This is a genomic window from Legionella adelaidensis, assembly GCF_900637865.1.
Classification (GTDB): Bacteria; Pseudomonadota; Gammaproteobacteria; order Legionellales; family Legionellaceae; genus Legionella_A; species Legionella_A adelaidensis.
On record NZ_LR134437.1, the window covers coordinates 1 to 25,505 of the forward strand.

The following is a 25,505-nucleotide window of genomic DNA, read 5'->3' on the forward strand; positions in this document are numbered from 1 at the left end:
ATCCATTAAAAACAGCAGTTTATGGGGTAGTAGGTGCTATGCAGGGCGCTATTGGTGTGATGGCTCTCTCTACATTCGGATTTAGCACTTGTTCTATAGCCACAGCAGCTACTATTGGAGCTTTAGCAGGCGCTGCAATCGCCGCTCCTTTTGCAATTGGGATGGGGGTTCTAGGTATTCTTGGAGCCACAGAAGGAAACGATATGGGTCCAACTTTATTACGATTTAGTTTAAACGTTGGAATTATGCTTTTAGCCAGTTTTGTCATGTCAACCTCATTAATGTTAGGTACATTACCTGTTGCTGCTGTTACTACGGGTGCTGTAATTTATGAGCTTGCCAAAGAAGGCGCTGCATTAATAATTTAATTCGTATCTTTGCTGGAAATGCTTCTCAGTTGTCGGTATGATTTTTCGAAGATTAACAATTCGGAAGGTTTCATGCGCGCAGCCATGGGTCTGATTTTTTTTACGATGTCTCAATTATTGTGGGCAGCTGTTGATGATTTTGAGCGTTCTCAAATAGAACAACGAATCAGTCCTGTGGGACAGGTCAAAGTCCAAGGACAAGAACAAATCAATACCGCGCAGACTCCTCCACAAGAAAACACGCAAGCAAGTGCCCCGAAAGAATCTGGACAGGAAATTTATGAAAAATATTGCGGCACCTGTCATGGTACAGGTATTGCTGGTGCGCCAAAATTTCGTGTAGAAGAAGATTGGAAATCTCGCTTAGCAAAAGGGCAGGAAACACTTTTGAAAAATGCTATAAACGGAATCAATGCGATGCCTCCTAAAGGCACCTGTGCCGAGTGTACAGAGGAAGAAATAAAGAATGCTGTTTTGTATATGTCCTCGAGCCATAAATGAATAAACGAATTTTTCGTGTTTTTGAGAGTTTATTGTTTTTAGCCACAACGTTCGTCCTCTTTTCCTCTTTTTATTTTCAATATTTTCAGGAATTGCAGCCCTGCCCCCTTTGCCTTATGCAACGACTCTGCATTTTTTTTATATTTTTTTTGTGTTTATCAGGTATGTTTTTATCGACTTTAAAAAGGGCAAGAATAATAACATTTTGGCAAGTTTTCTTTTCGCTAGCTGGCATATTTTTCGTTAGTAGACAATTATGGTTACAATCTCTTTCTGCCGAGAATGTTCCTGCATGTTTACCTGGCTTAGATGTTTTAATTCGTTATTTTCCTTGGCAAGAAGTAGCGCATGCTCTTTTTTGGGGCGATGGAGAATGTGCCGAGTCCACTTGGAGGCTATGGGGTTTGAGTATGGCGGGGTGGGCCGCTATTTATTTTATATTCTCTACATTTTTAAGTGGTTTTCTTTTCTGGCGTTTAAAAAAAACGCCTATAACTTATACACCGTAATTAAATGAGTATTTTTCGTTCTGAAATCCTTTATCGTTGTAAATATAATTCTGCACGGGTTACTAAAATAACTACTGCCCATGGCGAATTTTTAACACCCGTATTTATGCCTGTGGGTACGCGAGCAGGTGTAAATAACATGACCCCGCTTGAGTTAAAAACAGCAGGTAGCCAGATCATTTTAGGAGGAAACACCTATCATATGCTTTGTGCTCCAGGAATGGAGGTGATTAAAAAGGCAGGTGGTATGCATCTTTTTATGGGTTGGGACGGTCCCATGTTAACTGATAGCGGTGGTTTTCAAGTTTTTAGCTTATCAAAGAATAAAGAAATTTGCTTTATAGATGAGAAAGGCGCTCATTTTCGTCTACCTAATTCTTCAACGCTGATTCATATGACCCCGGAAATGTCGATCGAAACCCAGAAAATTATTGGTGCTGATATTATAATGGCTTTTGATCAATGTACTCCGGATAGTTGTTCCCGAGAAGAAGTCCAACATATTATGCAAAGAACCCATCGATGGTTAAAACAATCTGTCGCTTACCATCAAGATCATCCCCTCTCCTCTTATGGGTACCCGCAGGCATTGTTTGGGATTGTGCAAGGGGGAATATATGAGGACTTAAGGCAAGAGAGCGCCGATTTTGTTTCAACGATGAATACCGACGGCGTTGCAATTGGAGGTGAGACAGTAGGATTTGACATGCCCAAAACAGTTGAATTATTGCGGTGGATACAAAAATCTTTACCGGAAAATAAACCCCGTTATTCGATGGGAGTGGGTATGTCTCCGCAGGATCTTCTGGATGTTGTGGCTTGGGGTGTGGATATGTTTGATTGTGTTGCCCCTACCCGCAATGCCAGACATGGCGCTTTGTATGCAGGGGAGGTTATTAAGAAAAATAATTGGCTAGTATTTCAAAGCGAACATCCTGACTGCAGATTACAAATAAAAAAAGCGCAATATGCCAATGACTTATCTCCAATAATGGCAGAGTGCAAATGCTATACCTGTTTGAACTATAGTCGTAGTTATTTACATCATTTATTTAAACAAAAAGCGACTGCTTTTACAGCATTGGCAAGTATACACAATATTCATGTATTACATGATGTCTGTGCTAAAATGCGTTCTTTTATAATCGAAAACCCACAGGATTAGGAGCACAAATGGTAGTAATAGAAACATCAAAAGGTAATATTCGTATTCAATTGGATGAAGAAAATGCCCCGCAAACCGTTGCCAATTTTTTAAACTATGTAAATGAAGGTTTTTATGAAGACACTATTTTTCATAGGGTAATTGATGGATTTATGATCCAGGGAGGGGGCTTGAACGCGGAGATGCAAACTAAATCTACCAAGGCTCCAATAAAAAACGAAGCAAAGTCTGCCAAGCCTAACAAACGCGGTACTATTGCAATGGCAAGAACCATGGATCCGCATTCTGCAACGGCTCAATTTTTTATAAACGTAGCTGATAATGCATTCTTAAATCATCAAGCAGAAACATTAGACCATTGGGGGTATTGTGTGTTTGGTGAAGTGGTTGAAGGGATGGATGTGGTCGATTCAATTGCTAAAGTGAAAACTGCTAATAAAATGGGACATGGGGATGTTCCAGTTGAAGTGATTAGCATTAATAAGATTAGCGAAGAATAAAGCTTGAATTAAGCACGATAAAATCGTGCCCGTGAACGCGCCCGGGTATGATTTTATACTATACTTTATCAAAAGTAGGTTGGCGCCGAAGGCCCAACAATTTTATTTACATCGTTTTGTTGGGCCTTCGGCGCCAACCTACAGGTCAAGGATGGCTTTTATGATAAAAAAGATAAGTTGGCTTTTAGTGCTTTTACTTTTTGCGAATTCTTCTTGGGCAAGCCGCATTGTAATCCAAGGACGTCCTTTAGAATTAATACTGCATCAAGGTTTTTATAAATTTCCAAATGACTACGTGCAAGAAAATAGAGGCTATCATTTTATTGAGATTTTACACGTTGCCAGGGTTTGTTATATACATCCTAAAACGGATTTGGGTGCGTTAGAAATGATTCCTATCATTATTGAAGAAAAAGGTCAGAAGTTACAATGGTATTGTTACCGTTACGACCAACGGTTTTTTGAAATTGATTATTAACCTAAAAAAAGTAGCCATAAAGGATCTGCAGCTTTTTTTAGGTTCAATAATTTTATAATAATCGGGTTTTTACTTTAATAATTTGATTATATGCACTTTCAATCCTTTCTTTTTTAATCTTCCCTTTTTTGACTTGTTTCTCAATAATGTCAATGATTTCTTTGGGATTTTGAGGAACTTCCGCGACCTGATTGCCAAAAATTAACATATCTACCCCAGCATTGATAGCCATTGTTAATGCCTCTTCAAGGCCATAATTTGCAGCAATTGCTTTCATTTGCATGTCATCACTAATAATAATCCCGTCAAAATTATATTGCTCACGAACAAGGGAGGTTAAAATTTTATAAGATAACGTTGCAGGAACTCCTGAAGGCTCGATTTGTCTGTTAACTACATGCGCTGTCATTAGAAAATGGCAATGATTGGGTTCATTTATTTGCTGAACAAAGGGAATTAACTCCTCTTTTGACCAAGTGTCCGTTACATCTACAAACCCTAAATGCGTATCGCCTGCTGCACTGCCATGGCCAGGAAAATGTTTATATGCACACTCTATCTTTTTCTCTTGAAAAGCTTGTGAAAAAGTCTTTCCATATTGAGAAACCATATCGGGATCGGCAGAGAAGCTTCGCTCTTTCTTACTAATAAAAGACGTTTCAGGATTCACGTCCAAATCGGCATCGGGGGCGAAATCTAAATTAAAGCCAGCAGTTTTTAAAGTGTCTGCCATACTTTCAGCCTGCAATTTTGCATCACTGATTGACATTTGTCCTAGTTGTTTTGCAGAGAAAGTAGCCGGAAATCCATATTGTTCACTTAAACGTGTAACTAGCCCGCCTTCATAATCTACGGAAATGAACAGAGGTAAATTGGGTCTTTTGTATTTTTTATTGGCTTTTTTTGTAAATGTTTGCAGGGAGGTATTTAATAGTTGCACCTGCTCTGGTGATTCTATGTTCCTGTCATACAGCTTGCTTTGATAATCATAATCAAACAATATTACCCCGCCAAGGTTATACATAAATATAGAGCGGGTTATGTCTGAGTCTTCTGTTACATTTTTTCCTTGAAACCCAAAAATTAACATTTGACCGATTTTTTCTCTTAGACTAACCTCATGACCAAAAGCCCAGTTACTCCAGATACAAACAAAGAGTAATATAATTTTTTTAATTAATGACATAATGACCCTACTGCTAACTCGAGGCTTGAGATTGTATAATAATTTTTAATTAAATTCAAATTTTGAACATTTTGTTTATTGTTTTAATATGGCCGGTATGACTCAATGAAAATTATCCATTCTTTATTGCAAGCAAGAGAAGAAGTAATGAAAGGAAGTATTATTGCCTACCCCACCGAAGCTGTTTATGGCTTAGGGTGTGATCCTTTTAATATGGATGCAGTAAATACACTTTTAGCGTTGAAAAGCAGACCTATAGAGAAGGGTTTTATTGTGTTAATTTCCAACTGGGAACAGCTTTACTCTTTAACTGAACCTCTTTCAGAAGAACAATTAAAACCAGTGAGACAGAGTTGGCCAGGGCCGGTTACCTGGATTTTCCCAAAGGCAGAGACGCTTCCTCAATGGTTGAGTGGGAGCTGGAATTCAATAGCAATTCGAATGAGCGCTCACCCTATTGCTCGTGGCTTAGCGTTAGATAATCCAATTATTTCAACCAGTGCCAATATTACAGGTTTTGAGCCAGCGCGCGATAAAGAAAGTCTTTTTAAGCAATTTCCTCAAGGTATTGATTTCCTCGTCAATGGGGACTTGGGAGGAGCTCAAAATCCAAGCGCTATTTATGATGTATTAACGGGTAAGCGGTTGCGTTAGCTCTGGGTTATTCCATCTGAGCTGGCCGCGTATGATGGTTCCTTTGACTTGCGAATTTTCCAAGCTGTCTAGGGGATTAGAGGAAAGAATAGTCATATCCGCTAATTTTCCAACCTCTAGAGATCCTTTTTCTTTTTGTAAACCATATAGTTCTGCGGCTCCTAAGGTAAATGCATTTAAAGCATCCATGGTGGAAATTTTTTCTATTGCACCTAAAGATTCTGGGCAGTGGGTATTGTAGGGATAATTCCAGGATTGAACATTGCGTTCTGTGGCTTGTTTCATTATATCGAGAGGTATGGGTGGAGAAGAGGGGGAATTGGCATGGAAACTAAGATGGTTAAATGTGTTTTTTGCACTTGCAAGTGGTAAAAGTTGGTTGGCTCGTTGTGGACCTAATACTTCATGACACAGACTTTCCCCCCAGTAATATAACTGCGGAGTAAACCAATTAACTTTAATAGATAATTTTTGCATGCGCGCCATTTGGTCTGCACGAACATAAGCGCTATTTATAAAAATCGGTTTAAAACTTTTGTCATCTTTCATTTGAATACTTTGAATTCTGTTTAAAGCATAATCTGTTGCTGCGTCCCCCTGACTTTCAATGCCTAAGGAAATTTTTTGTTTGGCAGCTATATTTAATGTTTCATCAATCTGCTGAGGCGATTGGTTTAAAGAGCCTCGCCAGGAATTACCCTTTTCTGGGTGCGGTTGATAATAATTCGCGGTTAATAATGCCGAATAGCCTTGCAAAGAGTTATCAAGAGACAAAATAACCGGTCCAGAGAACAGCCGTGGATTATCTTGATATATTAGCTCCATACGTTTTTTAGTATTAATGGAATCGGAATTGAAAATAACATCCAGAGGAAAATTCCCGTTGCTTGTAAAAGAATTATATAAGGGAAGCCATTGATTAAGGCCTTGGGATTCGGTGATTGTTGTATATCCCTGTTGTGAATAAAAAGAAGCTGATTTTTGAATGGCATTTTTAGCAGTTTCATGATCAATCAATTGTGAAAACAGTTGGTTTAAATTTTGACCGTGGAGGACACCATTATCGGGTATTTCTAAAGAGGGGATCATTTGTCTTATCTTTTCAATCCCTGCGGTATTAAGCTGAACTATTTGTGGTGAATTATAAATAATGAGTAGTGGTTCCTGGTTGGTGATGGCATTTAGGTCTTCGATAGTTAAATGTTTTCCCTTAATGCGTGAAGGGTCGTAACCAAAGACTACCATCCAGTCTTGTTCCTTTTTGCCCAGATTTTCTTTGATAGAAGTAAGAAACTCATTAATATTTTTTACTGCCTTCCAATCTTTTTTATGTAAAGCATTGGTAGATGAAAGATCCAGAGCATTCTCACTTAACCAACCAAAGAGTAAGAAATGCGAATACGTATCAATAAAACCTGGGGTTACTGTATCGCCGTTTAAATTTATAACTTGTGTATTAGTGCCGCGGCAAACAGTCAATAACTCATTTTTATCCCCGACGCCTACTATACGTTCTTGCGTAATTGCCAGAGCATTAGCATCAGGTTTATTTGGATCCATGGTTATGAATTGGGCATTAATTAACAATTTATCTGCATTGTTACAAAGTATTTTATCTACCGTGGCCTGAACAGCATTAATACAACAAAAAGTTAAAAGAAATACAGCTAAAGAGCTAACTCGCATAATTTCGCCGCAAAAATCCCTGATGAAATTATCCTAGCGCATATAGGTAGGTTTTGGCAAAAAATCACAAGTATATCTTGAAATTTGTGCGCTAAAAAGTGATAGTGTCCTACGAATAGAATTCTTTGACTTTTTTTTGAACGATTATTAAGGTTTTCTTAAGAAATCTTTTATATAATTGCCCAATCTTTAATGTGGGTAAAGGAAGGTAATGAGTAAAAAACACACATTGACATTATTTAGTTTAACGATGATTACGGTGGGTTCGGTAGATAGTATTCGTAACTTACCGGCTACCGCCTTGTTTGGCAGTCAATTAATTTTCTTTTTCATCCTCGGTGCTATTTTCTTTTTAATTCCTACGGCCCTGGTTTCCGCAGAATTAGCCTCCGGCTGGCCAAAGCAAGGTGGTATATATATTTGGGTGAAAGAAGCGTTTGGTAAACGCACTGGCTTTTTGGCCATATGGTTGCAGTGGATTGAGAATGTAATCTGGTATCCTACTTTATTATCCTTTGTGGCGGGTAGTATTGGGTATTTGTTTAATCCTGCGCTTGCAAGTAATCCCTATTTCTTATGGTTGGTAATCGTTGGGTCTTTTTGGAGCGTTACTTACATTAATTGGCGCGGCATGCGCTCCTCTGCATTATTTAGCAATGTATGTGCCATTTCCGGATTACTTATTCCCATGTCTTTAATCATAGGGCTTGGTGCGGTATGGATTATGAATGGCAATCCCTTACAAATTCAATTTGATGCAGCCCATATTGCCCCTCATTGGCAAGATACTTCCATGTGGGTTTCATTAACAGCCATTATGTTATCTTTTTGCGGTATTGAGATTGCAACAGTACACGCCAATGATGTTGTTAATCCACAAAGAGTATTTCCAAAAGCCTTGGTTTATTCTGTAGGTATTATTTTAAGCACCTTAATATTAGGTTCTCTCGCAATTGCTGTGGTTCTTCCGCAACATGATATTAATTTAGTCGCCGGAATTATGCAGGCATTTGATGCGTTTTTCTCAAAATATCATATGCTTTGGTTTATGCCTTTTGTTGCCCTTATGTTGGTGTTGGGCGGGTTGGGTAGTGTCAGTAATTGGATTATTGCACCCACTAAGGGATTATTAGTAGCTGCAGAAGATGGAAACTTACCTGCAATATTTCAAAAAACCAATAAACATGGCGCGCCTATGTTAATGTTGATAGGGCAAGCGGTCATCGTTACTGTGTTATCCAGTTTCTTCTTGTTTATGCCTAGCGTGAATGGCTCGTATTGGTTATTAACTGCCCTTGCAGCGCAGCTCTATATGTTAATGTATTTATTAATGTTTGCTGCTGCTGTATGGTTGCGTATAAAAGCACCTCATCACCCCCGTGCTTTTAAAATTCCTGGGGGGTTATTGGGTTTGGTAGTCGTGGCAGGCATCGGGGTTATCGGGGCCTCTACTACTTTGGCGGTAAGCTTTATTCCTCCTGAACATATTAATGTAGGAAGCCAAACACAATATGAAATTATGTTAATTGGTGGATTAATATTAATGTGTTTGCCGCCACTAATAACAGCTAGCGCCTTGTCCAGAAAGCAAAAGCAAATTTTGGTGGAGTCTTCTCAGGCTGGGTAATTTTTAAGCCAAAAATTTGCGATGTCTATTCTGCGTGCTATCCAAACATCATGATAATTTTGTAAATATCCCACGAATTTTAAAATAGCGTAAGCGCGGCCAGGATGGCCGCTAATCCTTGGATGTAAACCAATTGTCATCATGGCAGGTTTTTTTTCTTGATACAGAAAATCAAATGTATTTTTTAAATGTTGATAGAATGCATCTCCATGGCTGAAGCCAGGACTGGTAGTGTATCTAAAATCATTACAATCCAAAGTATACGGAAGCACTAATTGTTGATTTGTATAATAGGGTAGGTCATCTGCATAACTATCCGAATGGTAAATTAATTGCGGGTATTTTTTTAAAAGATCAAGAGTATGGATACTCCTCCTGCCTGTATACCATCCGGAAATTGTTTTTGTAGTCAGTTTTTGTAATGTCGTTAAACACTGGTTGATGTGGTTGTTTTCTTCCTCCGCGCTTAACGAATGGTAGTCTAACCAGCGCCATCCATGTCCTGCTACTTCATGTGTACTGTTGGTTAAATAGGTAGTCAAAGCAGGATTGAGAGTAAGGGCATGACCAACTACAAAAAACGTAAGTGGTACATTGTTTTTATCAAAGATCTCAAGCAATCGCCAAATTCCTACACGACTGCCATATTCAAATAAGGATTCCATACTAAGATTACGCATTCCCTCAGGTCTTGGAGAAAGAGGAAATTCTCCACCGTAGGTTTCTGCGAACCGATCGCCATTAACCGGAGATAACTCTGCTCCTTCTTCGTAATTAATTACAAAATTAATGGCAAGCTTTGCTTTTTGTGGCCATGCAAATGTTGGTGGATTTTTTCCATATCCCTGCATATCTCGCATGACTACCCCAACTCAAAAGAAGTAATACCGTATATTTGTTCCAGTTTTATTTTGGGGGCGCCTTTTAAATACATCCGTGCCGTTTCAAAGACTTTTTCCATATTATGCCTTCTGGCGAGAGCCTTTGCGTTTTCATTGCATTCAGGAATGTCTAAATAATAAGGTTCTCCATACGCATGGGCGGTTAAATTAATAAAGAGCTCTTCGGCAATGAATGGGGAGTCGGCAAAAAGCGGGCCAATTTTGAAACCTTTTATGCAAGGCCGAATCAAACCATATCCTGCAATCTTTCCTTTTCTAAGAAACGCACATCCCTTTGCCCCTGGTTGATTAATCCAACATTGCAGGAAAGTGTCTCTTTTTGCAGGAAAATGGCGTTGGTCGTATTTAGAAAGAGCAGAGAATGAAACGGATTTCAGCGAAACAATAGCAGGATTAGAAGAAGCAATGGAATATTGCATATTTCCTTGATAGCGCGCGTTATTATGAGCAAGCTTATAACCTAATCGCGCATATTTGTTTAACATTCCTGTAACCCCGTCTATCCCGGCATTGCGCGAACCAATATACTCTAAACGTTTTTTGGTTAGTTCTAGCCCATAACCTTTATGACGGTATGCGTCTTCTACTATGTAAAAACCACAAAAAGCAAAGTGTTTATCATAAATAACCGCGGATCCTGCTGCAATAATTTCACCAGCCAGCTTACCAGCAAAAAAGCCATGAGGATCCGTTTTATAAAAGCAATCCGCATCATGAAGTCCCGGATTCCATCCTTCTTTTGCCGCCCATTGAATGGCTAAATCAACTTCTTCTTTAGTCATTCGCTCAACAAGATACTGATCCTTCATATGCAATCCTTTGCAAAGTCCTTTCTTTTAACTAAAGGCTATAATTGTCAATTAGTCTAATTTCTCCAATTTTAATGGCGGCAAAACGCCTGTTTTTATATTCTTCAATATATTCAACCTCAAATCCTTCCTGGAGTAATGACTGCTTGATTTGATCTTTTGATGATCCTTCATGAAAAATTTTGGCAAACATATCTGCACGTGCTTTTTGCTCAGGAGTAAGACGATTATTGCGTGAGCTACATGCCAAACTACTTTGCTCGCGTATAGTCGGGCAAGGAATGATTTCTATGTTAAGAAAAAAAGCGTTTACCATGTCTGTTATCAAAGACAGTTGCTGGTAATCTTTCTCGCCAAAGTATGCACGACTAGGCTGTACTAAATTAAAAAGCTTCATTACTACCGTGAGAACTCCATTAAAGTGCCCCGGCCTATGAGTTCCTTCCATTAATAAGCTCTCATTATTTTCAGTTAATTGGAATCGATATTTATCAGCATATACTTCAGTCTCAGTTGGCAAAAGACAGTAATTCACTCCACAATTTTTTAAAATTTCAAAATCTTTTTCCAGTGTTCTTGGGTAATGGATAAAATCTTCTTGTTGATTAAATTGAGTAGGATTCACAAAAATACTAACCACGGTGTATTGATTTTCTTGTACACTCCTTTTAAATAAAGCAGCGTGACCGTCATGTAAATTTCCCATAGTAGCCACAAAACCAATTGTTTTGTTTTGCAAAGTTTTTCGAAATTCACGCCAGTGATTTAATTCTTTAAAAATCTCCATTTATTCACCTCAAAATGTAAATTCAGCAGTGGGGAAGTGAGAGTTACGCACCTGATCCACGTAGTGATTAATGCCTTCTAATAAAACTTCTTTACCATTAGCAAAGTGTTTTACAAAGCGGGGTTTAAATTCAGTTTGCAGACCGAGCATGTCATGCCAAACTAGCACCTGCCCATCCGTATCACTACCTGCTCCGATTCCTATCGTAGGAATAGAAAGAGAATCAGTAATTTCTTTTGCTAAAAGTCTAGGGACACATTCAATAACGATAGCGAAGCATCCAGCTTGCTCTAATAATTTGGCTTGTTCTATTAATTGCAATGCTTCTTGTTCTTTTTTCCCTTGGACAATATAGCCACCTATTTGATGCAAGGATTGAGGGGTAAGGCCAATATGTCCCATGACTGGTACCCCAGACACCACCAAATGATGAATGGTTTCGCAAACATTTTCATCAGCACCTTCAATTTTAATGGCATGGGCACCTGCTTGTAACAATTGTTTCACATTATTAATTGTCTCGGCGATGGAAATCCTATGGCATAGGAAAGGAAGGTCACTTACCAAGAATTTTTTCTTCAACCCACGAGCAACTGCTGCGGTGTGCATAACCATCATTTCCATGGTAGCCATGATTGTATTGTCATAGCCATGAACTGCCATCGCGACCGAATCACCTACTAATGCACAGTCAACATCCGACTCTGCTAAAATACAAGCGGAGGGATAATCGTAACAAGTCACCATGGTAATTTTCTGTTGCGATGCTTTTTTTCTTTTAAAGTCGTGGATTTTCATGAAAGCCTCCTGAAAACGGAAGCTAATGGCAGGGCTATAGGTACCTGTCTCATGGATCAAGTCCTCCAATTTATTTTCGAGTTAAATGTCACCGCTCTTAAAGAGTCGACGCATGGGTATAGTAATAGAACCCGCTAGGAGCTGGCAAGAAAGATATGGGATAATGTGAGGAGTTACACGAATTTACGTTTTGAGGCTTGCGATGATAAGTAAAGAACTTCTAAATGAAGCTGGCGAACATATTTTTTCTTTTGAAGGTGCGGGGGGGCATATTTTAGATGCCAGGTTGCTTGTTCCTGAAAAGAGGCATCCTGAATTAATTGCTGTGCTTGGACATCCGCATTCATTGCAGGGAGGGACAATGCAAAACAAAGTGGTCACTACCATGGCACGTGCTTTTAGAGAGCATGGGATTGCCAGTGTACGTTTTAATTTCCGTGGGGTGGAGAAATCAGAGGGAGAATATAATCACGGGATAGGAGAGAGTGAAGATATGTTGTTCCTGGCACGTGAGTTTAAGGATCTCGTCTTAACCCCACGTTTTATTTTTGCTGGTTTTTCCTTTGGTTCTTACGTAGCTTACCGTGCTGCGGCACAATGTCCCCATCAACTCTTAATTACTATTGCTCCGCCTATTCATCATTATGACTATACTGAATTTAAAATTACGAAACCTTGGGTGGTTGTTCAAGGCGATGAAGATGAGGTGGTACCACCGGAGGTGGTATATGAATTTGTTGAAAAAAGATCGTCGTCAATATCTTTACTAAACTTTTCAGGGACAGGACACTTTTTCCATGGAAAATTAATTGAGTTAAAAGATCGTTTAAAAGAATGTATTACCTTTAAGGTTTCTTTATGAATTTGATGCAACAATATGAGCTGGCCGTTAAGCGCAAAGAAATTCAAAATGATCCCTTGCAAATAGAAATTCTTCCCTCACTGCAAAATCTGGGAGATACATTAAAAAGACCGAAGCATACTTGGTTCAAAAGAGGACGTAAAAAGTATGTTAAAGGGATCTATCTTTATGGGCCAGTAGGCTCAGGTAAAACATTTCTTTTAGATTTATTTTTTCAAAATGTAGAGGAACGCTATAAAGTACGGTTTCATTTTCATCATTTTATGCAGCAAGTGGATAATCAATTACGCAGGCTGCAAGGACACAAAGATCCTTTGCAAATTATTGCCAACGAGCTTGCCAAGAAAACCCGAATTCTCTTTTTAGATGAGTTCTTAGTACAAGATATTGCGGATGCTATGATTCTCTCTGAGTTATTACAGGCACTTTTTGCCCATGACGTGGTGTTAATTGCTACCTCCAATACGAGACCGGATGATTTATATTTAAACGGATTACAAAGAGCGCGGTTTTTACCCGCGATTGAACTTATTAAAACGCATTGTGAGATCCTCGTACTTGCCGAAAATTGTGATTACCGTTTAGGCCGAACGCCGGTATTAGAAGCTTATTTATCCCCCTTAACGAATGAGACGCATCAGTTACTTGAAAAACAATTTCGCTCTATTGCTAAAAATATTGAGGAAAAGGGTGAGATCATAATTCAGAATCGGGTGATTCCCTGTATAAAAAGTAGTGAACGGGCGGTTTGGTTTCAGTTTAATGTCATTTGTTCGATACCGCGTAGTCAATTGGATTACCTGGAAATTAGTGATCGTTACGATACCGTTTTTATTAGTGAAGTACCGCAGTTAAAAAATGATGATACGGTGAGTGCCATTCTTTTAACAAATTTAGTGGACGTTTTTTATGATAAAGGTATCCGTTTAATTCTTTCGGCTGCGGTGCCTTTAAAGCAGCTGTATCTGAGCGGGGAAGTCAGAAAGTCTTTTCAGCGAACTTTGAGCCGATTGGAAGAGATGCAGTCAGTTAGTTATCTTAGAAGAGAGCGATGAGAAAAGAGCCCTCTTTTATCGTTGTGAGGTGAACCAGACAGAGTTTCGATAAAGTAATTTTATAAATGAGAATGATTCTCGATATCATTTGTGGTAAACTTGATTTTTTATTTCTTTATATGTCGACATGTTGACCATTAACGAGCTAAATAAAGGAGACCGTGTTCGCTTAATAAGCTTTGGACAAACTCCTACTCTTTATCGACGTAAGTTGCTTTCTTTAGGGGTAACTAATGGCACGGAGGTTGCTATTATTCGATTTGCTCCCTTGGGCTGCCCTTTACAAATTGAAGTCCGTGGAACTTCACTAAGCTTACGTAAGGAAGAGGCGCTGCATTTGCTTTGGGAGCGGGTATGACTAAAGTTGTATTAGTCGGCAATCCTAATTGTGGAAAAACTTCTTTATTTAATATTCTAACGGGCGATAATCAGAAGGTTGGTAATTGGCCTGGCGTGACTGTGGAAAAAAAATCAGGTTCTTTGCAGTTAGCCCAACAAAAAGTAGACATCACGGATTTACCTGGTATTTATTCTTTGGTTAGTTCGTCAGAAGGAGCCAGCCAGGATGAAATCATTGCCGCCAATTTTATCGCTTTCGGTGAAGCGGATCTCATTATTAATGTCATAGATGCTTGCCATCTTGAGCGTCATTTGTATTTAACCAGTCAATTATTGGAATTAGGAAAGCCCATTGTTATTGCTTTAAATATGATGGATTTGGCAAAACAGCGGGATATTTCTATTAATGTTGAGGCCTTATCTCATATTCTTCATTGCCCTGTTGTTGCTATTCAAGCGCACCGTGGTATGGGTATTGGAGAGTTAAAAAAATCGTTACTAGCACCCCAAAGACCTATCCCTTTAAGTTTAAAAATCCCTGCAGAAATTTATCAAAACTTGAATCAATTGGAAGAAAAAATAAACCAAGCAGGGTTATCGAAAAAATTAAGCGCGTATATCGCTAACAGGATAGCAGAAGGAGATACTTTACTAGCACAAAAGCTACCAAAAATGGAAGAAGAGCACTGGCCAATTGACACGGATATTCTACTAGCCGATGCCCGCTACCAAGCGGTCCATAATATTGTCATTCGTACCCAGGAAAAAAAATCAGATGCAAGTGATTATTTAACCGCAAGGATTGATCGTGTAGTCTTAAACCGTTTTTGGTCTCTACCTATCTTTTTCGCCGTAATGTATGCCATGTTTTTGTTTGCTATAAATATTGGCGGCGCTTTTCAAGACTTTTTTTCTATAAGCAGCGATGTAATTTTTGTCCAGGGAGCGGAGTACTTGCTGACTAATCTTCATGCTCCAGGGTGGTTAATTGCTTTAGTTGCTCACGGAATTGGTAAGGGGATCAACACGACAGTGAGTTTTATCCCGGTAATCGCTGCTATGTTTTTTTTCCTATCTTTATTAGAGTCTTCCGGGTACATGGCAAGAGCGGCTTTTATTGTGGATAAAGCCATGCGCGCTTTAGGGTTACCGGGTAAATCATTTGTTCCCATGATCGTTGGGTTTGGTTGTAATGTTCCGGCTATTATAGGGGCTAGAATTTTAGACTGTGAAAGAGACCGTATATTGACAGTTCTAATGAGTCCTTTTATGTCGTGTAGTGCACGTTTAGCCATTTATGCTGTATTTGTGACTGCATTTTTCCCTCAGGGGGGACAAAATATTGTATTTTGTCTCTATTTTATTGGCATAGTAATGGCTGTATTAACAGGCTTGCTTTTAAGGAAAACCGTATTTAAGGGAAAAGCAGCCCCTTTAATTCTAGAGCTACCTGCTTATCATAAACCGACATGGAATCGATTATTCAAAGATACTTATAATCGTTTACGTTATTTCATCATACGTGCGGGAAAATTAATTATTCCCGTATGTTTAATTCTTGGCTTTTTAAATGCATTAACTTTAGATGGGTTAACGCATGGGTTAGAGGCAAGCCCCGACTCCATCTTGTCCAAATTAGGACAATTTTTAACACCGTTATTTCATCCAATGGGGATTACCAATGAAAATTGGCCAGCTACCGTGGGTTTATTGACAGGCACACTAGCCAAAGAGGTAGTGGTAGGCTCGCTAAACTCGCTGTATTCGCAAATAGGAAATGTACATCAAGTATTTTCACAATCTTTTGATTTTGGCGATTTAATGTTTGGAGCGATACGAACTATCCCGGCAAATCTAAGCAACTTGGGGGCTGCTTTAATCCATCCCATTTCGGCAAATGTTCCTGCAGATGGGTTATCTCGCCCTGCGTTCGGGATTATGTTTCACTACTTCAATAACAAAGCGGCTGCTTTTGCTTATCTATTATTTATTCTTTTATATATTCCTTGTGTTTCAACGATGGCTGCAATAAAACAAGAGACCCAACAAAAATGGATGTGGTTTTCTATTATTTGGTCATTATTAATTGCCTATACTAGTGCTGTCCTATTTTATCAACTAGCTACTTGTCTTTCTCATCCATTCTATTCGCTATTGTGGATAGCCACTTTAATAGGTTTATTATTTTCATCTATTACTCTATTTTTTAGGCTAACGAAATCAAGAAGGAGAATCCTTGCATGCTCTTAAAAATTCGTGATTTCATTTATACACAGCAAGTAGTAAGTATTCAGCAATTAAGTAGAGAATTTAATATTGATGAAGTTGCATTATTACCCATGCTAGCAGTATGGGAGAAAAAGGGAGTTATCCGGGCTTGCGAAGATCAAGATTGCCAGAAAAGTTGCGGCGGTTGCAGCAAAAAACCCTCATTTTATCGAATTTGCTGAAATAGACGCTAAATATTTCCAGGCAAAAATCGACAATAAACCAAGGGTGGCTAAAATCAATGCCAGTAAGTATTGATCCTGTAATTTTAATAATGCCACTAGGGCGCTTGCGAAGGCAGCACATATGTCTTGCATGCCGCCAAATAACGCTCCTGTAGTTCCCGCCATTTTAGGAAAAGGATCAAAAGCACCGGCAAAAGCATTAATAAAATTAAATCCAGCCCCCAGGCTAAAAACTGCTACAGGGATCAAAATGGTTAATACGGAGGTTTTGATAGCGAGCAATAACAACATGAGTAGACCGCCAATAAACATTAAAATACAGCCAATCAATACCATCACCCGAATCCCTTTTTTTAGTACCATTTTGTTATTAATAAATCCGCTAACAAAAATACTACCGGCAACCACAAATGCCAACCAGCCAAATTGTATAGGAGAAAGTCCCAGTTTTTCTTGAAAAAGAAAGGGGGCAATAGTCAAGTAAGCAATAAGCCCTGCACCTGCAAAGCAGGAGCATAAGGTATATCCCATAAAAACTTTACTGCGAAATAAAAGTAAATAATTTTCTTTCATCACCTTCATTTGAGTCGCATGAGGATTTAAGTGTTTGTTGGTTTCCGGTAAAAATAAAAAAATACTGACCCACATAATCAAACCAAAAATAAACAAAATGGCAAAATTTGCTCGCCAGCCTAAATAATCCTGCACGTAACCGCCTAATGTGGGTGATAAAGCGAGAATGACCACGCTGAGCATACCTATTTGCGATCCGACCTTGGCAAGGAGACGGTCGGTTAGTAAATCCCTGGCCAAAGACCGACCTACAGAATTACAGCAACCAATACCGATACCCTGAATAAAACGGCCAATAATTAAAAGGGTAGCGTTTGGGGTAAAAAAGCATAATAAACTGCCACAAATGCTAATGCCTATTCCTGCTAAGATGGGAATTTTCCTTCCAATGCGATCAGACAAAGGTCCATATACTAAATGCGAGGTACTGTAACCCAGCATATATATGGCCAAGGTCAGCTGAATAATATCTATTTTGCTACCTAATGATTGCGTGATTGCAGGTAATGAAGGAATGTATAAATCGGTGGTTAATTGCATGAGAGCAACAATTAACAAGATAATTGTTAGTAAAGAAGGGGTAATGGCGGGATGTGATCCCTGATTTTTTGGCAACATAGGTTTTTATTTTTAAAACTTTTATATTTTGTCTCTATCATCTACCTTTTAGAAAAGAATTGTAAAGAAAAGATTAATTTTTTGGCATAATCGTGATTGCTGGAAGAATCTCGGCTAAGATTAGCTAAAAACATAAAGTTTGGTTGATAGCAAATGGCAGAAGTAGAAAGTTCGAATCAAAATCCAGATATTCCAAATCTTTCCGAAGAAGAGAGAAAAATTCTTTTTGAAAGAGAAGATACGGATCCTGCTATATTAGTAGAAAGAGTGTATCAGCTTTGGTGGCGGTGGTCCGACTTTCATTTGTATATCATTTCCCCAGTAATCCCACCAATTTCCCCTCCTCTTGTTATTATGCCAGAAGAGGTGATTGAGGGAGGTGAGCTTGAGTTTGTTTATCCCATTGTGGACGAAGGGTTTAAGTTAAGCACATCCAAAGGGGACGAAATTTTTACGGCGGGAATGTCCATGTGCAAACTTTATTACACTATCGAGAAAATGATTCATATTCTCGTAGATCGCCTAAAATCGGGAGGAGTTAGCCCGGATTCAGAGGTGCAGGTTGCTTTTGGTGGTTTTGAACTGGCCCAACGTAAAGGCTTTGAATCCATCATTAACTTAAACTACAACGTGGTAGTGACTAATTTTGACCCGGGTGCTTGGGGAGAAATGTACTTGCGCGCAGTAAAAAGATTGGCAGACAAAGGGTATGGCTATCCTCCCGAATCGCCAAGAGAAAACTATCGCCATTTACATGCTTCGTCTCCTGGGGCTAAACGGTAGGCTTTCGAATTTTCTGACAGCTTTCACCCGTGTTTAAACAAATGGTTGGGCTGTCTATCCAACCTATCTGGTTTTTTATATATACCCAAGATACTCCAAAAAACTATTTTTGATCTGTCGTTTTTTGCGCCTGAGAAACCAAAAAGCTGGCTATTACTCCTCTTTTTTAATTTCCAGACACAAAAATCGAATCGTTCAAAACCTATATTCCGTTTTTGTCATTTTTTTTATAAATTTTTCCGGTGTGCGAAAGATAAAACCGCTAAATAAAAAGAGCGGGGTTAAACAAAAACGAAAGAAAAGTTGTTTATGCTTGAGTGATTTCTCGAGGGAAACCAATTGTATTCGCCATGCGCGCATGCCAATAGTTTGTCCCGCTAGTTTACAAGAGACACTGTAGTAAGTGTAGATAATAAGTAACAGAGCCATTTGAAACCATAATGTTTCTGGTTGTATAGGTCTGCCCTTGTTCAGAGTTATACAAATGGCAGTGAATGTTAGCAGCAGAGCTAAAATAGTTAAAAGATCATAAAATAGTGCTCCTAGGCGTTTGAGTCTCATCGCATTTCCTTAATCGATTTAAAATATCTTTCCGCGACCTGGTTACCTAAACAGGCTTCAATTCTATCAGTCATTTGCGCTAAGAAAACAGAGTGGTATACTTTAGCATTTCACCCAAGGATAACCTTTTTTACTAAGAGATTATTAACTATTTCCAACGAGGAAGTGTGTAACCGTGAACCCAAAAAGACCCATAAATCTTGATTTAAGAAGTTTAAAATATCCGCCAATGGCCATAGTCTCAATTTTGCATCGGATTTCAGGGATTTTACTTTTCTTATTATTTCCCGTATTTCTTTACTTTGGACATTTATCTATACAATCGCCGGCCAGTTTTGGTGAGCTGCAAGGTTTTTTAGTACATCCTTTCGGTAAATTAATGACCTGGGCTTTTCTTTCTGCTTTAATCTATCACCTTTTTGCGGGTATTCGCCATATTCTTATGGATATAGGTTTTGGTGAAACCTTGATTGCTGGGCGACGTAGTGCGATTGCTGTGATCGTTCTAGCTCTTATTTTTATTCTTATTTTAGGATTCTGGCTATGGTTCCCAATGTTACAAGCTTAACCGGAAATGGTTTAAAAGATTGGCTTATTCAGCGGCTTACAGCGGTTTATTTCGCAGTTTATTGTCTCTTTCTATTAGGGTTTATTATAGCCCATCCGGGCATGCGATTTGAGCAATGGCTGGCTCTTTTTCATTTTCCTTTTTTTAAAATAGCTACCATAATCGCGCTTCTTGCGTTTCTCTTACACACCTGGATTGGAATTTGGACGGTAACCACAGATTATATTACGTGTACCGCTATTCGGTTAACGGTTCAATCTTTAGTATTATTAGTGCTTTTAGCCCAACTGGTTGGCGGCATTATGATTGTTTGGGGACAATAAAATGGCATTTGTGCGCAACAAATTCGATGCAGTAATAATTGGGGCTGGTGGGGCTGGGATGCGAGCTGCTTTGCAGTTGGCAAATTCAGGAATGAAAGTTGCTTTACTCTCAAAAGTCTTTCCCACCCGATCTCATACCGTATCCGCCCAAGGGGGAATTACTGCGGCGTTGGGAAATGCTGATGAAGATGATTGGCGTTGGCATATGTATGATACCGTTAAGGGGGCCGATTACATTGGTGACCAAGATTGTATAGAGTATCTCTGTAAAACAGGTCCTGAAGTAGTTTATGAATTAGAACATATGGGATTGCCATTTTCTCGTATGGATAATGGTAAAATCTATCAAAGACCTTTCGGTGGGCAATCGAAGAATTTTGGTGGGGATCAAGCTACCCGCACCTGTGCTGCAGCTGACAGAACTGGTCATGCTTTATTACATACCCTCTACCAGCAAAATTTACGGGCTAAAACCCATGTGTTTAGTGAATGGTTAGCCCTCGATTTCGTAAAGGATGCGCATGGACGTATAGCGGGTGTGACCGCACTTTGTATTGAAACAGGAGAAGTAGTTTTTTTCCAATCACGTATTTGTATTTTAGCTACCGGTGGTGCGGGGCGTATTTACCAATCGACTACCAATGCATACATTAATACAGGTGATGGGTTTGGGATGGCTCTGCGTGCAGGGCTACCATTGCAAGATATGGAAATGTGGCAATTTCATCCAACAGGAATTGCGGGGGCCGGAACTTTAGTTACCGAAGGTTGTCGTGGTGAAGGTGGTTACCTAATTAATAAAGATGGGGAGCGCTTTATGGAGCGATATGCTCCTCACGTAAAAGATTTAGCCTCCCGTGATGTGGTTGCGCGAGCAATTGCACTGGAGTTACGCTCTGGTAAGGGATTTGACCCGGCTGGAGTGGATTATGTCAAGTTAAAACTGGACCATCTCGGCGCAGATTTAATCAAATCAAGATTGCCAGGAATTCGTGAGCTCTCCATGCAATTTGCTGGAGTAGATCCTATTTTCGAACCTATTCCTGTGGTGCCAACTTGCCATTACAGCATGGGAGGTATTCCTACCAATATTCATGCCCAAGTAATCACCAAACAGAAAGGCAAAGAAGTTGTTGTTGAAGGATTATACGCCGTTGGTGAATGTGCCTGTGTGTCTGTCCACGGAGCTAATCGATTAGGCGGTAATTCCCTTCTTGATTTGGTCGTGTTCGGTCGCGCAGCAGGCATGCATGTAGAAGAGCTCTGGCAGTCTGATCAATTACCGGATATGCCTTATGTTGCTGATAGCGACATCGAACCTGCTATGGCTCGGTTTAATCGTTGGCAGTACTCTGTTGACGGTGAAAATCCAGCTCTTATTCGTGATGAAATGCAACGGGTTATGCAAGAAGATTTCGGCGTGTTTCGTACAGGCGAATTTATGGAATCAGGATTACACAAACTAGAGCTCCTGCAAGAAAGATTGCAACATGCTCAGCTCTTAGATAAGAGCATGGTGTTTAACACGGAACGGGTAACTGCCTTAGAACTAGATAATTTAATGGCTACGGCATACGCTACTGCTAAATCGGCTTTGGCCAGGACGGAAAGTCGAGGCGCTCACAGTAGAGAAGACTATCCCGAACGTAATGACGCCGAGTGGATAAAGCACACCTTATATTTTGCAGAAGGGGATAATATTGATTATCGTCCTGTAAATGTTAGCCCTAAATACGTAGAGCCATTTGCTCCCAAGGTACGTGTTTATTAAAGAGGATATGTCATGGCTGAAACTACAAATATAACGCTTTCCATTTATCGCTACAGTCCTGAAGTAAACACAAAGCCTTTTATGCAGGAATATACTATTGCTATTCCCAGTAAAAGTGATCCTATGCTGCTTACTTTACTTGAACGTATAAAAATGGAACAAGATCCTACACTTACTTTCCGTCGCTCCTGTCGCGAAGGAGTATGTGGCTCGGATGGGATGAATATTAATGGGAAAAACGGTTTGGCTTGTATAACCCATATCTCTACCCTTAAAAATGATAAAATTGTGATTCGCCCGTTACCTGGCTTTCCTATTATTCGCGATTTAGTGGTTGATATGACGCAATTTTATCAACAATATGAGCGCATAGAGCCTTATCTGCAAAATAATAGCGAGCCCCCGGCGCAAGAGCGATTACAAACGCCAGCAGAGCGTTCAAAATTAGATGGATTATACGAGTGTATACTTTGTGCTTGCTGCTCAAGCTCTTGCCCTTCTTATTGGTGGAATCCTGACAAATTTGTTGGCCCTGCCGGTTTATTACAGGCTAGACGTTTTTTGGCAGACAGTAGAGACACTGCGACCTTTCACCGATTAAGTAAATTACAAGATCCTTTTAGTGTATTTCGTTGCCGTACCATTATGAATTGTGCGAGTGTGTGTCCTAAGGGATTAAACCCTTCGAAAGCAATTGCCGAAATCCGCCAGCAAATGCTTAATCACGAAACATAAAATAGTCCGTGGCTGGTCCCGGAACAATAGTATGCAGAAATAATCGGTTCAATTAGTACCCTTTGGAGATAGAAGTAATGAGTAGTGAAATGCAGAAACAATGGGCAAGCTCCTATTTATCAGGTGGAAGCATGGCATATGTTGATGCTTTATATGAAGACTATTTAAATGATCCTGATTCCGTTTCAGATGACTGGAAACAGGTTTTTCAAAATTTACCAAAGGTAAATGGAAGTGCCGATGTATCCCATAAAGCCATTCGCGATTACTTTCTAGCCAACGCTGATAAACGGAGGGTACAAGTCGTTAGTTCTGATGTTAAGCAGGCAGAAGTGGCACATCTAATCAATGCATACAGAACACACGGCCACCACGCAGCTAAACTTGATCCTTTGGAAATGGCTGAGAGAACGCATGTTCCAAGCTTGGAACTTACTTACCATGGCTTAACTAATAATGATTTAAACAGTACTTTCTTTGCAGGCACTACTTTCCCTAAAGATCATATGACTTTGGCAGAAATCTGTCAGTCTTTGAAAAATACATACTGTGGCAGTATTGGCATTGAATATATGCATATTGCTAACACAAACGAGATAGAATGGATTCAAGAAAAATTGGAATCCACTTTAGGTAGACCTGCGTTTAGTGCTGAAAAAAAACGGGAAATTTTAGATGAATTGATTGCTGCCGATGGTCTAGAGCGTTATTTGGGTACTCGGTACGTTGGACAAAAACGTTTCTCATTAGAAGGCGGCGACTCCCTTATACCCATGATGAAACAAATTATCAAATGCGGCGGCACGCAAGATGTTAAAGAAATTATAATTGGCATGGCGCACCGGGGGCGATTAAATGTTTTAGTGAATGTTTTAGGAAAAGAGCCTCATCAACTTTTCCAAGAATTTGAAGGAAAATTAAATTCTGATCGTACCGGAGACGTAAAATACCATTTGGGTTTCTCCTCTAATTTACGCACGGAAAGCGGTAAGATTGTCCACGTGGCGCTAGCGTTTAATCCTTCCCATTTAGAAATTATTGGGCCCGTAGTTGAAGGCTCGGCTCGATCACGTTTACGACGCCGTAATGATTTACAAAAGAAAAATGCCGTAGTACCTGTAGTTATCCATGGAGATGCTGCATTTGCCGGTCAAGGCGTGGTAATGGAAACTTTTAACTTTTCGCAAGCGAGAGGTTATAGTACCGGAGGTACCGTACATATTGTCATTAATAACCAAATTGGTTTTACTACGAGTAATCCATTGGATTCGCGCTCGACTCTTTACTGTACAGACGTTGCTAAAATGGTACAAGCACCTGTTATCCACGTTAATGGAGATGACCCTGAGGCGGTTGTGTTCGCTACGAAGATTGCGTTTGAGTTTCGTATGAAATTTAAACGTGATGTTGTCCTGGATATTGTTTGCTACCGTCGGCATGGTCATAACGAAGCAGATGAACCTTCAGTCACTCAACCGCAAATGTATAAAAAAATTAAATCAATGCGACCTTTACGGGAAATTTATGCTGAACAATTAATAAATGAAGGCATTATTACTCACGAAGAAGTTGAGAAAAAATTAGAAGCGTATCGAAATAATCTGGATAAGGGAGTGGCGGTAGTTGAAACCGTGCAAGGGGATTATGAGGGTAAAATCTCAGTAGATTGGACTCCCTATATCAATGCCAAATGGACTGATAAAGTCGATACCAGTGTTCCCCTAAAAACATTGGAAAAATTATCCAAGCAATTAACCGAATTACCTGAAGGCTTTACTGTTCATCCCGTAGTAAAACGTCTACTGGAAGATCGCATAAAAATGACGGCAAATGAGATACCTCTTAACTGGGGATACGGGGAAGCGATGGCCTTTGCCACATTATTAGACGAAGGTTATGGGGTGCGTTTATCCGGACAGGATTCGGGCCGAGGTACTTTCGCACACCGGCATGCAGTTTTACATGATTTGGAAACGGGAGAGTCTTATATTCCCTTGGAAAAAACTGCTTCCAATCCATTGCGCACCTTCTTAGTGATTGATTCTGTGCTATCGGAAGAAGCTGTGCTTGCTTTTGAATATGGGTATGCTGCTTCTGAGCCTTCTTCACTGGTTATTTGGGAAGCGCAATTTGGTGATTTTGCCAATGGTGCTCAAGTAGTGATTGATCAATTTATTAGCTCAGGAGAACAAAAGTGGGGGCGTTTATGCGGTTTGGTTATGTTTTTACCGCATGGGTATGAAGGTCAGGGGCCGGAACATTCTTCCGCACGTTTAGAACGGTTTATGCAGCTATGTGCGCAACAAAATATTCAGGTGTGTACGCCCACGACACCTGCACAAATATTTCACTTAATTCGAAGGCAAATGATTCGCAAGTTTCGTAAGCCCTTGATTGTTATGACTCCAAAAAGTTTATTACGCCACAAGCTGGCAGTGTCTTCTTTAGATGAATTAACCTCTGGTGGGTTTAAATTAGTTATTCCTGAGATGGATGAGCTTAATGACGATAAGGTTACAAAAGTCATTTTGTGTTGTGGAAAAGTATACTATGATTTGTTGCAAAAACGTCGCGATGATTCTTTAAATCATGTAGCAATTGTACGAATTGAACAACTTTATCCTTTCCCCAAGAAAGCGTTAAAAAGAGAGCTGGCAAAATATCCCAAAGCAAAAAAAATTGTTTGGTGTCAAGAAGAACCACAAAATCAAGGCGTTTGGTTTTCTTCACAGCACAATATAAAAGACTGTTTAAATGAAGATCAAATTCTGTTATATGCAGGAAGAGGATTTGCTGCAGCACCTGCAGTAGGGAGTGCGCAACTTCATGCAAAAGAGCAAACAGCCCTAATAGAACAAGCTTTGTTGGATTAAAATCAATTATTAAAAAGAAGG

At 39.5% G+C, this 25,505-nt stretch carries 27 protein-coding genes; 19 read left to right on the plus strand and 8 right to left on the minus strand.

The genetic code is table 11. The features are described from left to right. Positions 1 to 38 precede the first annotated feature (38 nt). The 6 genes from EL206_RS09415 to EL206_RS09440 all read left to right on the plus strand — a co-directional run bounded on the left by EL206_RS09415 (position 39) and on the right by EL206_RS09440 (position 3,521). Complete coding sequence (locus tag EL206_RS09415; protein ID WP_141117190.1) at positions 39 to 368, plus strand: hypothetical protein; 330 nt, start codon at positions 39 to 41, stop codon at positions 366 to 368. 105 nt (positions 369 to 473) lie between these two features. Next, entirely contained in the window at positions 474 to 869 is a 396-nt protein-coding gene (locus EL206_RS09420; RefSeq protein WP_058462396.1) for a c-type cytochrome, read from the plus strand. After that, positions 866 to 1,378, plus strand: coding sequence for a disulfide bond formation protein B (locus EL206_RS09425; RefSeq protein ID WP_058462153.1), 513 nt, complete (start codon positions 866 to 868; stop codon positions 1,376 to 1,378). Before EL206_RS09420 ends, EL206_RS09425 begins: the two co-directional genes overlap by 4 nt. Positions 1,379 to 1,382: 4 nt before the next feature. Beyond that, on the plus strand, positions 1,383 to 2,543 hold the full coding sequence (gene tgt / locus EL206_RS09430) for a tRNA guanosine(34) transglycosylase Tgt (RefSeq protein WP_058462152.1): 1,161 nt from the start codon (positions 1,383 to 1,385) through the stop codon (positions 2,541 to 2,543). Positions 2,544 to 2,551: 8 nt separating this feature from the next. Beyond that, entirely contained in the window at positions 2,552 to 3,043 is a 492-nt protein-coding gene (locus tag EL206_RS09435) for a peptidylprolyl isomerase (RefSeq protein ID WP_058462151.1), read from the plus strand. A 160-nt stretch (positions 3,044 to 3,203) separates the two neighbouring features. Beyond that, positions 3,204 to 3,521: a hypothetical protein gene (locus EL206_RS09440; RefSeq protein ID WP_058462150.1), complete on the plus strand. Its 318-nt coding sequence runs from the start codon at positions 3,204 to 3,206 to the stop codon at positions 3,519 to 3,521. A gap of 52 nt (positions 3,522 to 3,573) precedes the next feature. On the opposite strand, the gene EL206_RS09445 is transcribed toward EL206_RS09440, so the two are convergent. Further along, positions 3,574 to 4,707 (minus strand): glycoside hydrolase family 3 N-terminal domain-containing protein, encoded by a 1,134-nt coding sequence (locus tag EL206_RS09445; RefSeq protein ID WP_058462149.1) that lies wholly within the window; start codon positions 4,705 to 4,707, stop codon positions 3,574 to 3,576. A 105-nt stretch (positions 4,708 to 4,812) separates the two neighbouring features. On the opposite strand from EL206_RS09445, the gene tsaC reads away from it, so the two are divergent. Beyond that, a complete protein-coding gene (gene tsaC, locus EL206_RS09450; protein ID WP_058462148.1) occupies positions 4,813 to 5,361 on the plus strand; it encodes an L-threonylcarbamoyladenylate synthase type 1 TsaC in 549 nt (182 codons plus the stop codon). On the opposite strand, the gene EL206_RS09455 is transcribed toward tsaC, so the two are convergent. After that, positions 5,338 to 7,047: an amidohydrolase gene (locus EL206_RS09455; RefSeq protein ID WP_058462147.1), complete on the minus strand. Its 1,710-nt coding sequence runs from the start codon at positions 7,045 to 7,047 to the stop codon at positions 5,338 to 5,340. The genes tsaC and EL206_RS09455 overlap by 24 nt on opposite strands. Positions 7,048 to 7,258: 211 nt before the next feature. Here EL206_RS09455 and EL206_RS09460 point away from each other — a divergent pair, with 211 nt between their 5' ends. Beyond that, the gene (locus EL206_RS09460; RefSeq protein WP_058462146.1) at positions 7,259 to 8,674 is read left to right on the plus strand and encodes an APC family permease; all 1,416 of its coding nucleotides are present in this window, start codon (positions 7,259 to 7,261) and stop codon (positions 8,672 to 8,674) included. Here EL206_RS09460 and EL206_RS09465 read toward each other — a convergent pair. Genes EL206_RS09465 through panB form a run of 4 tightly spaced genes read right to left on the minus strand, consistent with a single transcriptional unit; the run spans position 8,662 to position 11,970 of the window. Further along, a complete protein-coding gene (locus EL206_RS09465; protein ID WP_058462145.1) occupies positions 8,662 to 9,534 on the minus strand; it encodes a polysaccharide deacetylase family protein in 873 nt (290 codons plus the stop codon). The genes EL206_RS09460 and EL206_RS09465 overlap by 13 nt on opposite strands. Before the next feature lie 2 nt (positions 9,535 to 9,536). After that, the gene (locus EL206_RS09470) at positions 9,537 to 10,385 is read right to left on the minus strand and encodes a GNAT family N-acetyltransferase (RefSeq protein WP_058462144.1); all 849 of its coding nucleotides are present in this window, start codon (positions 10,383 to 10,385) and stop codon (positions 9,537 to 9,539) included. Positions 10,386 to 10,416: 31 nt separating this feature from the next. Then, positions 10,417 to 11,172 carry a pantoate--beta-alanine ligase gene (gene panC / locus EL206_RS09475; protein ID WP_058462143.1) on the minus strand — a complete coding sequence of 252 codons (756 nt, stop codon included), beginning with the start codon at positions 11,170 to 11,172 and terminating at the stop codon, positions 10,417 to 10,419. Positions 11,173 to 11,181: 9 nt separating this feature from the next. Beyond that, positions 11,182 to 11,970 (minus strand): 3-methyl-2-oxobutanoate hydroxymethyltransferase, encoded by a 789-nt coding sequence (panB, locus tag EL206_RS09480; protein ID WP_058462142.1) that lies wholly within the window; start codon positions 11,968 to 11,970, stop codon positions 11,182 to 11,184. A 202-nt stretch (positions 11,971 to 12,172) separates the two neighbouring features. Here panB and EL206_RS09485 point away from each other — a divergent pair, with 202 nt between their 5' ends. From EL206_RS09485 to EL206_RS09505, 5 genes are all read left to right on the plus strand, one after another. Then, the gene (locus tag EL206_RS09485; RefSeq protein ID WP_058462141.1) at positions 12,173 to 12,832 is read left to right on the plus strand and encodes an alpha/beta hydrolase; all 660 of its coding nucleotides are present in this window, start codon (positions 12,173 to 12,175) and stop codon (positions 12,830 to 12,832) included. Beyond that, complete coding sequence (zapE, locus tag EL206_RS09490; RefSeq protein WP_058462140.1) at positions 12,829 to 13,887, plus strand: cell division protein ZapE; 1,059 nt, start codon at positions 12,829 to 12,831, stop codon at positions 13,885 to 13,887. The genes EL206_RS09485 and zapE overlap by 4 nt, the downstream gene beginning before the upstream one ends. Positions 13,888 to 14,014: 127 nt before the next feature. Beyond that, complete coding sequence (locus EL206_RS09495) at positions 14,015 to 14,245, plus strand: FeoA family protein (protein WP_058462139.1); 231 nt, start codon at positions 14,015 to 14,017, stop codon at positions 14,243 to 14,245. Next, a complete protein-coding gene (gene feoB / locus EL206_RS09500; protein WP_058462138.1) occupies positions 14,242 to 16,476 on the plus strand; it encodes a Fe(2+) transporter permease subunit FeoB in 2,235 nt (744 codons plus the stop codon). Before EL206_RS09495 ends, feoB begins: the two co-directional genes overlap by 4 nt. Continuing rightward, positions 16,467 to 16,676 (plus strand): FeoC-like transcriptional regulator, encoded by a 210-nt coding sequence (locus EL206_RS09505; RefSeq protein ID WP_058462137.1) that lies wholly within the window; start codon positions 16,467 to 16,469, stop codon positions 16,674 to 16,676. Before feoB ends, EL206_RS09505 begins: the two co-directional genes overlap by 10 nt. Here EL206_RS09505 and EL206_RS09510 read toward each other — a convergent pair. Beyond that, on the minus strand, positions 16,656 to 17,870 hold the full coding sequence (locus tag EL206_RS09510) for a multidrug effflux MFS transporter (RefSeq protein WP_058462136.1): 1,215 nt from the start codon (positions 17,868 to 17,870) through the stop codon (positions 16,656 to 16,658). The two genes, EL206_RS09505 and EL206_RS09510, sit on opposite strands and share 21 nt — an antisense overlap. A 153-nt stretch (positions 17,871 to 18,023) precedes the next feature. On the opposite strand from EL206_RS09510, the gene EL206_RS09515 reads away from it, so the two are divergent. Further along, positions 18,024 to 18,653: a hypothetical protein gene (locus EL206_RS09515; RefSeq protein WP_058462135.1), complete on the plus strand. Its 630-nt coding sequence runs from the start codon at positions 18,024 to 18,026 to the stop codon at positions 18,651 to 18,653. Between the two features lie 195 nt (positions 18,654 to 18,848). Here the strand turns inward: EL206_RS09515 and EL206_RS09520 are convergent, their stop codons facing one another. Further along, positions 18,849 to 19,214: an RDD family protein gene (locus tag EL206_RS09520; RefSeq protein WP_058462134.1), complete on the minus strand. Its 366-nt coding sequence runs from the start codon at positions 19,212 to 19,214 to the stop codon at positions 18,849 to 18,851. A 175-nt stretch (positions 19,215 to 19,389) separates the two neighbouring features. Here EL206_RS09520 and sdhC point away from each other — a divergent pair, with 175 nt between their 5' ends. The 5 genes from sdhC (at position 19,390) to EL206_RS09545 (ending at position 25,484) form a co-directional block, all read left to right on the plus strand. Continuing rightward, the gene (sdhC, locus tag EL206_RS09525) at positions 19,390 to 19,782 is read left to right on the plus strand and encodes a succinate dehydrogenase, cytochrome b556 subunit (protein WP_058462133.1); all 393 of its coding nucleotides are present in this window, start codon (positions 19,390 to 19,392) and stop codon (positions 19,780 to 19,782) included. Next, positions 19,758 to 20,105, plus strand: coding sequence for a succinate dehydrogenase, hydrophobic membrane anchor protein (gene sdhD, locus EL206_RS09530; RefSeq protein WP_058462132.1), 348 nt, complete (start codon positions 19,758 to 19,760; stop codon positions 20,103 to 20,105). Before sdhC ends, sdhD begins: the two co-directional genes overlap by 25 nt. 1 nt (position 20,106) lies before the next feature. After that, positions 20,107 to 21,876 (plus strand): succinate dehydrogenase flavoprotein subunit, encoded by a 1,770-nt coding sequence (gene sdhA, locus EL206_RS09535; RefSeq protein WP_058462131.1) that lies wholly within the window; start codon positions 20,107 to 20,109, stop codon positions 21,874 to 21,876. A 12-nt stretch (positions 21,877 to 21,888) separates the two neighbouring features. Next, the gene (locus EL206_RS09540) at positions 21,889 to 22,611 is read left to right on the plus strand and encodes a succinate dehydrogenase iron-sulfur subunit (RefSeq protein ID WP_058462130.1); all 723 of its coding nucleotides are present in this window, start codon (positions 21,889 to 21,891) and stop codon (positions 22,609 to 22,611) included. A gap of 77 nt (positions 22,612 to 22,688) precedes the next feature. Continuing rightward, positions 22,689 to 25,484 (plus strand): 2-oxoglutarate dehydrogenase E1 component, encoded by a 2,796-nt coding sequence (locus tag EL206_RS09545; protein WP_058462129.1) that lies wholly within the window; start codon positions 22,689 to 22,691, stop codon positions 25,482 to 25,484. Positions 25,485 to 25,505 lie beyond the last annotated feature (21 nt).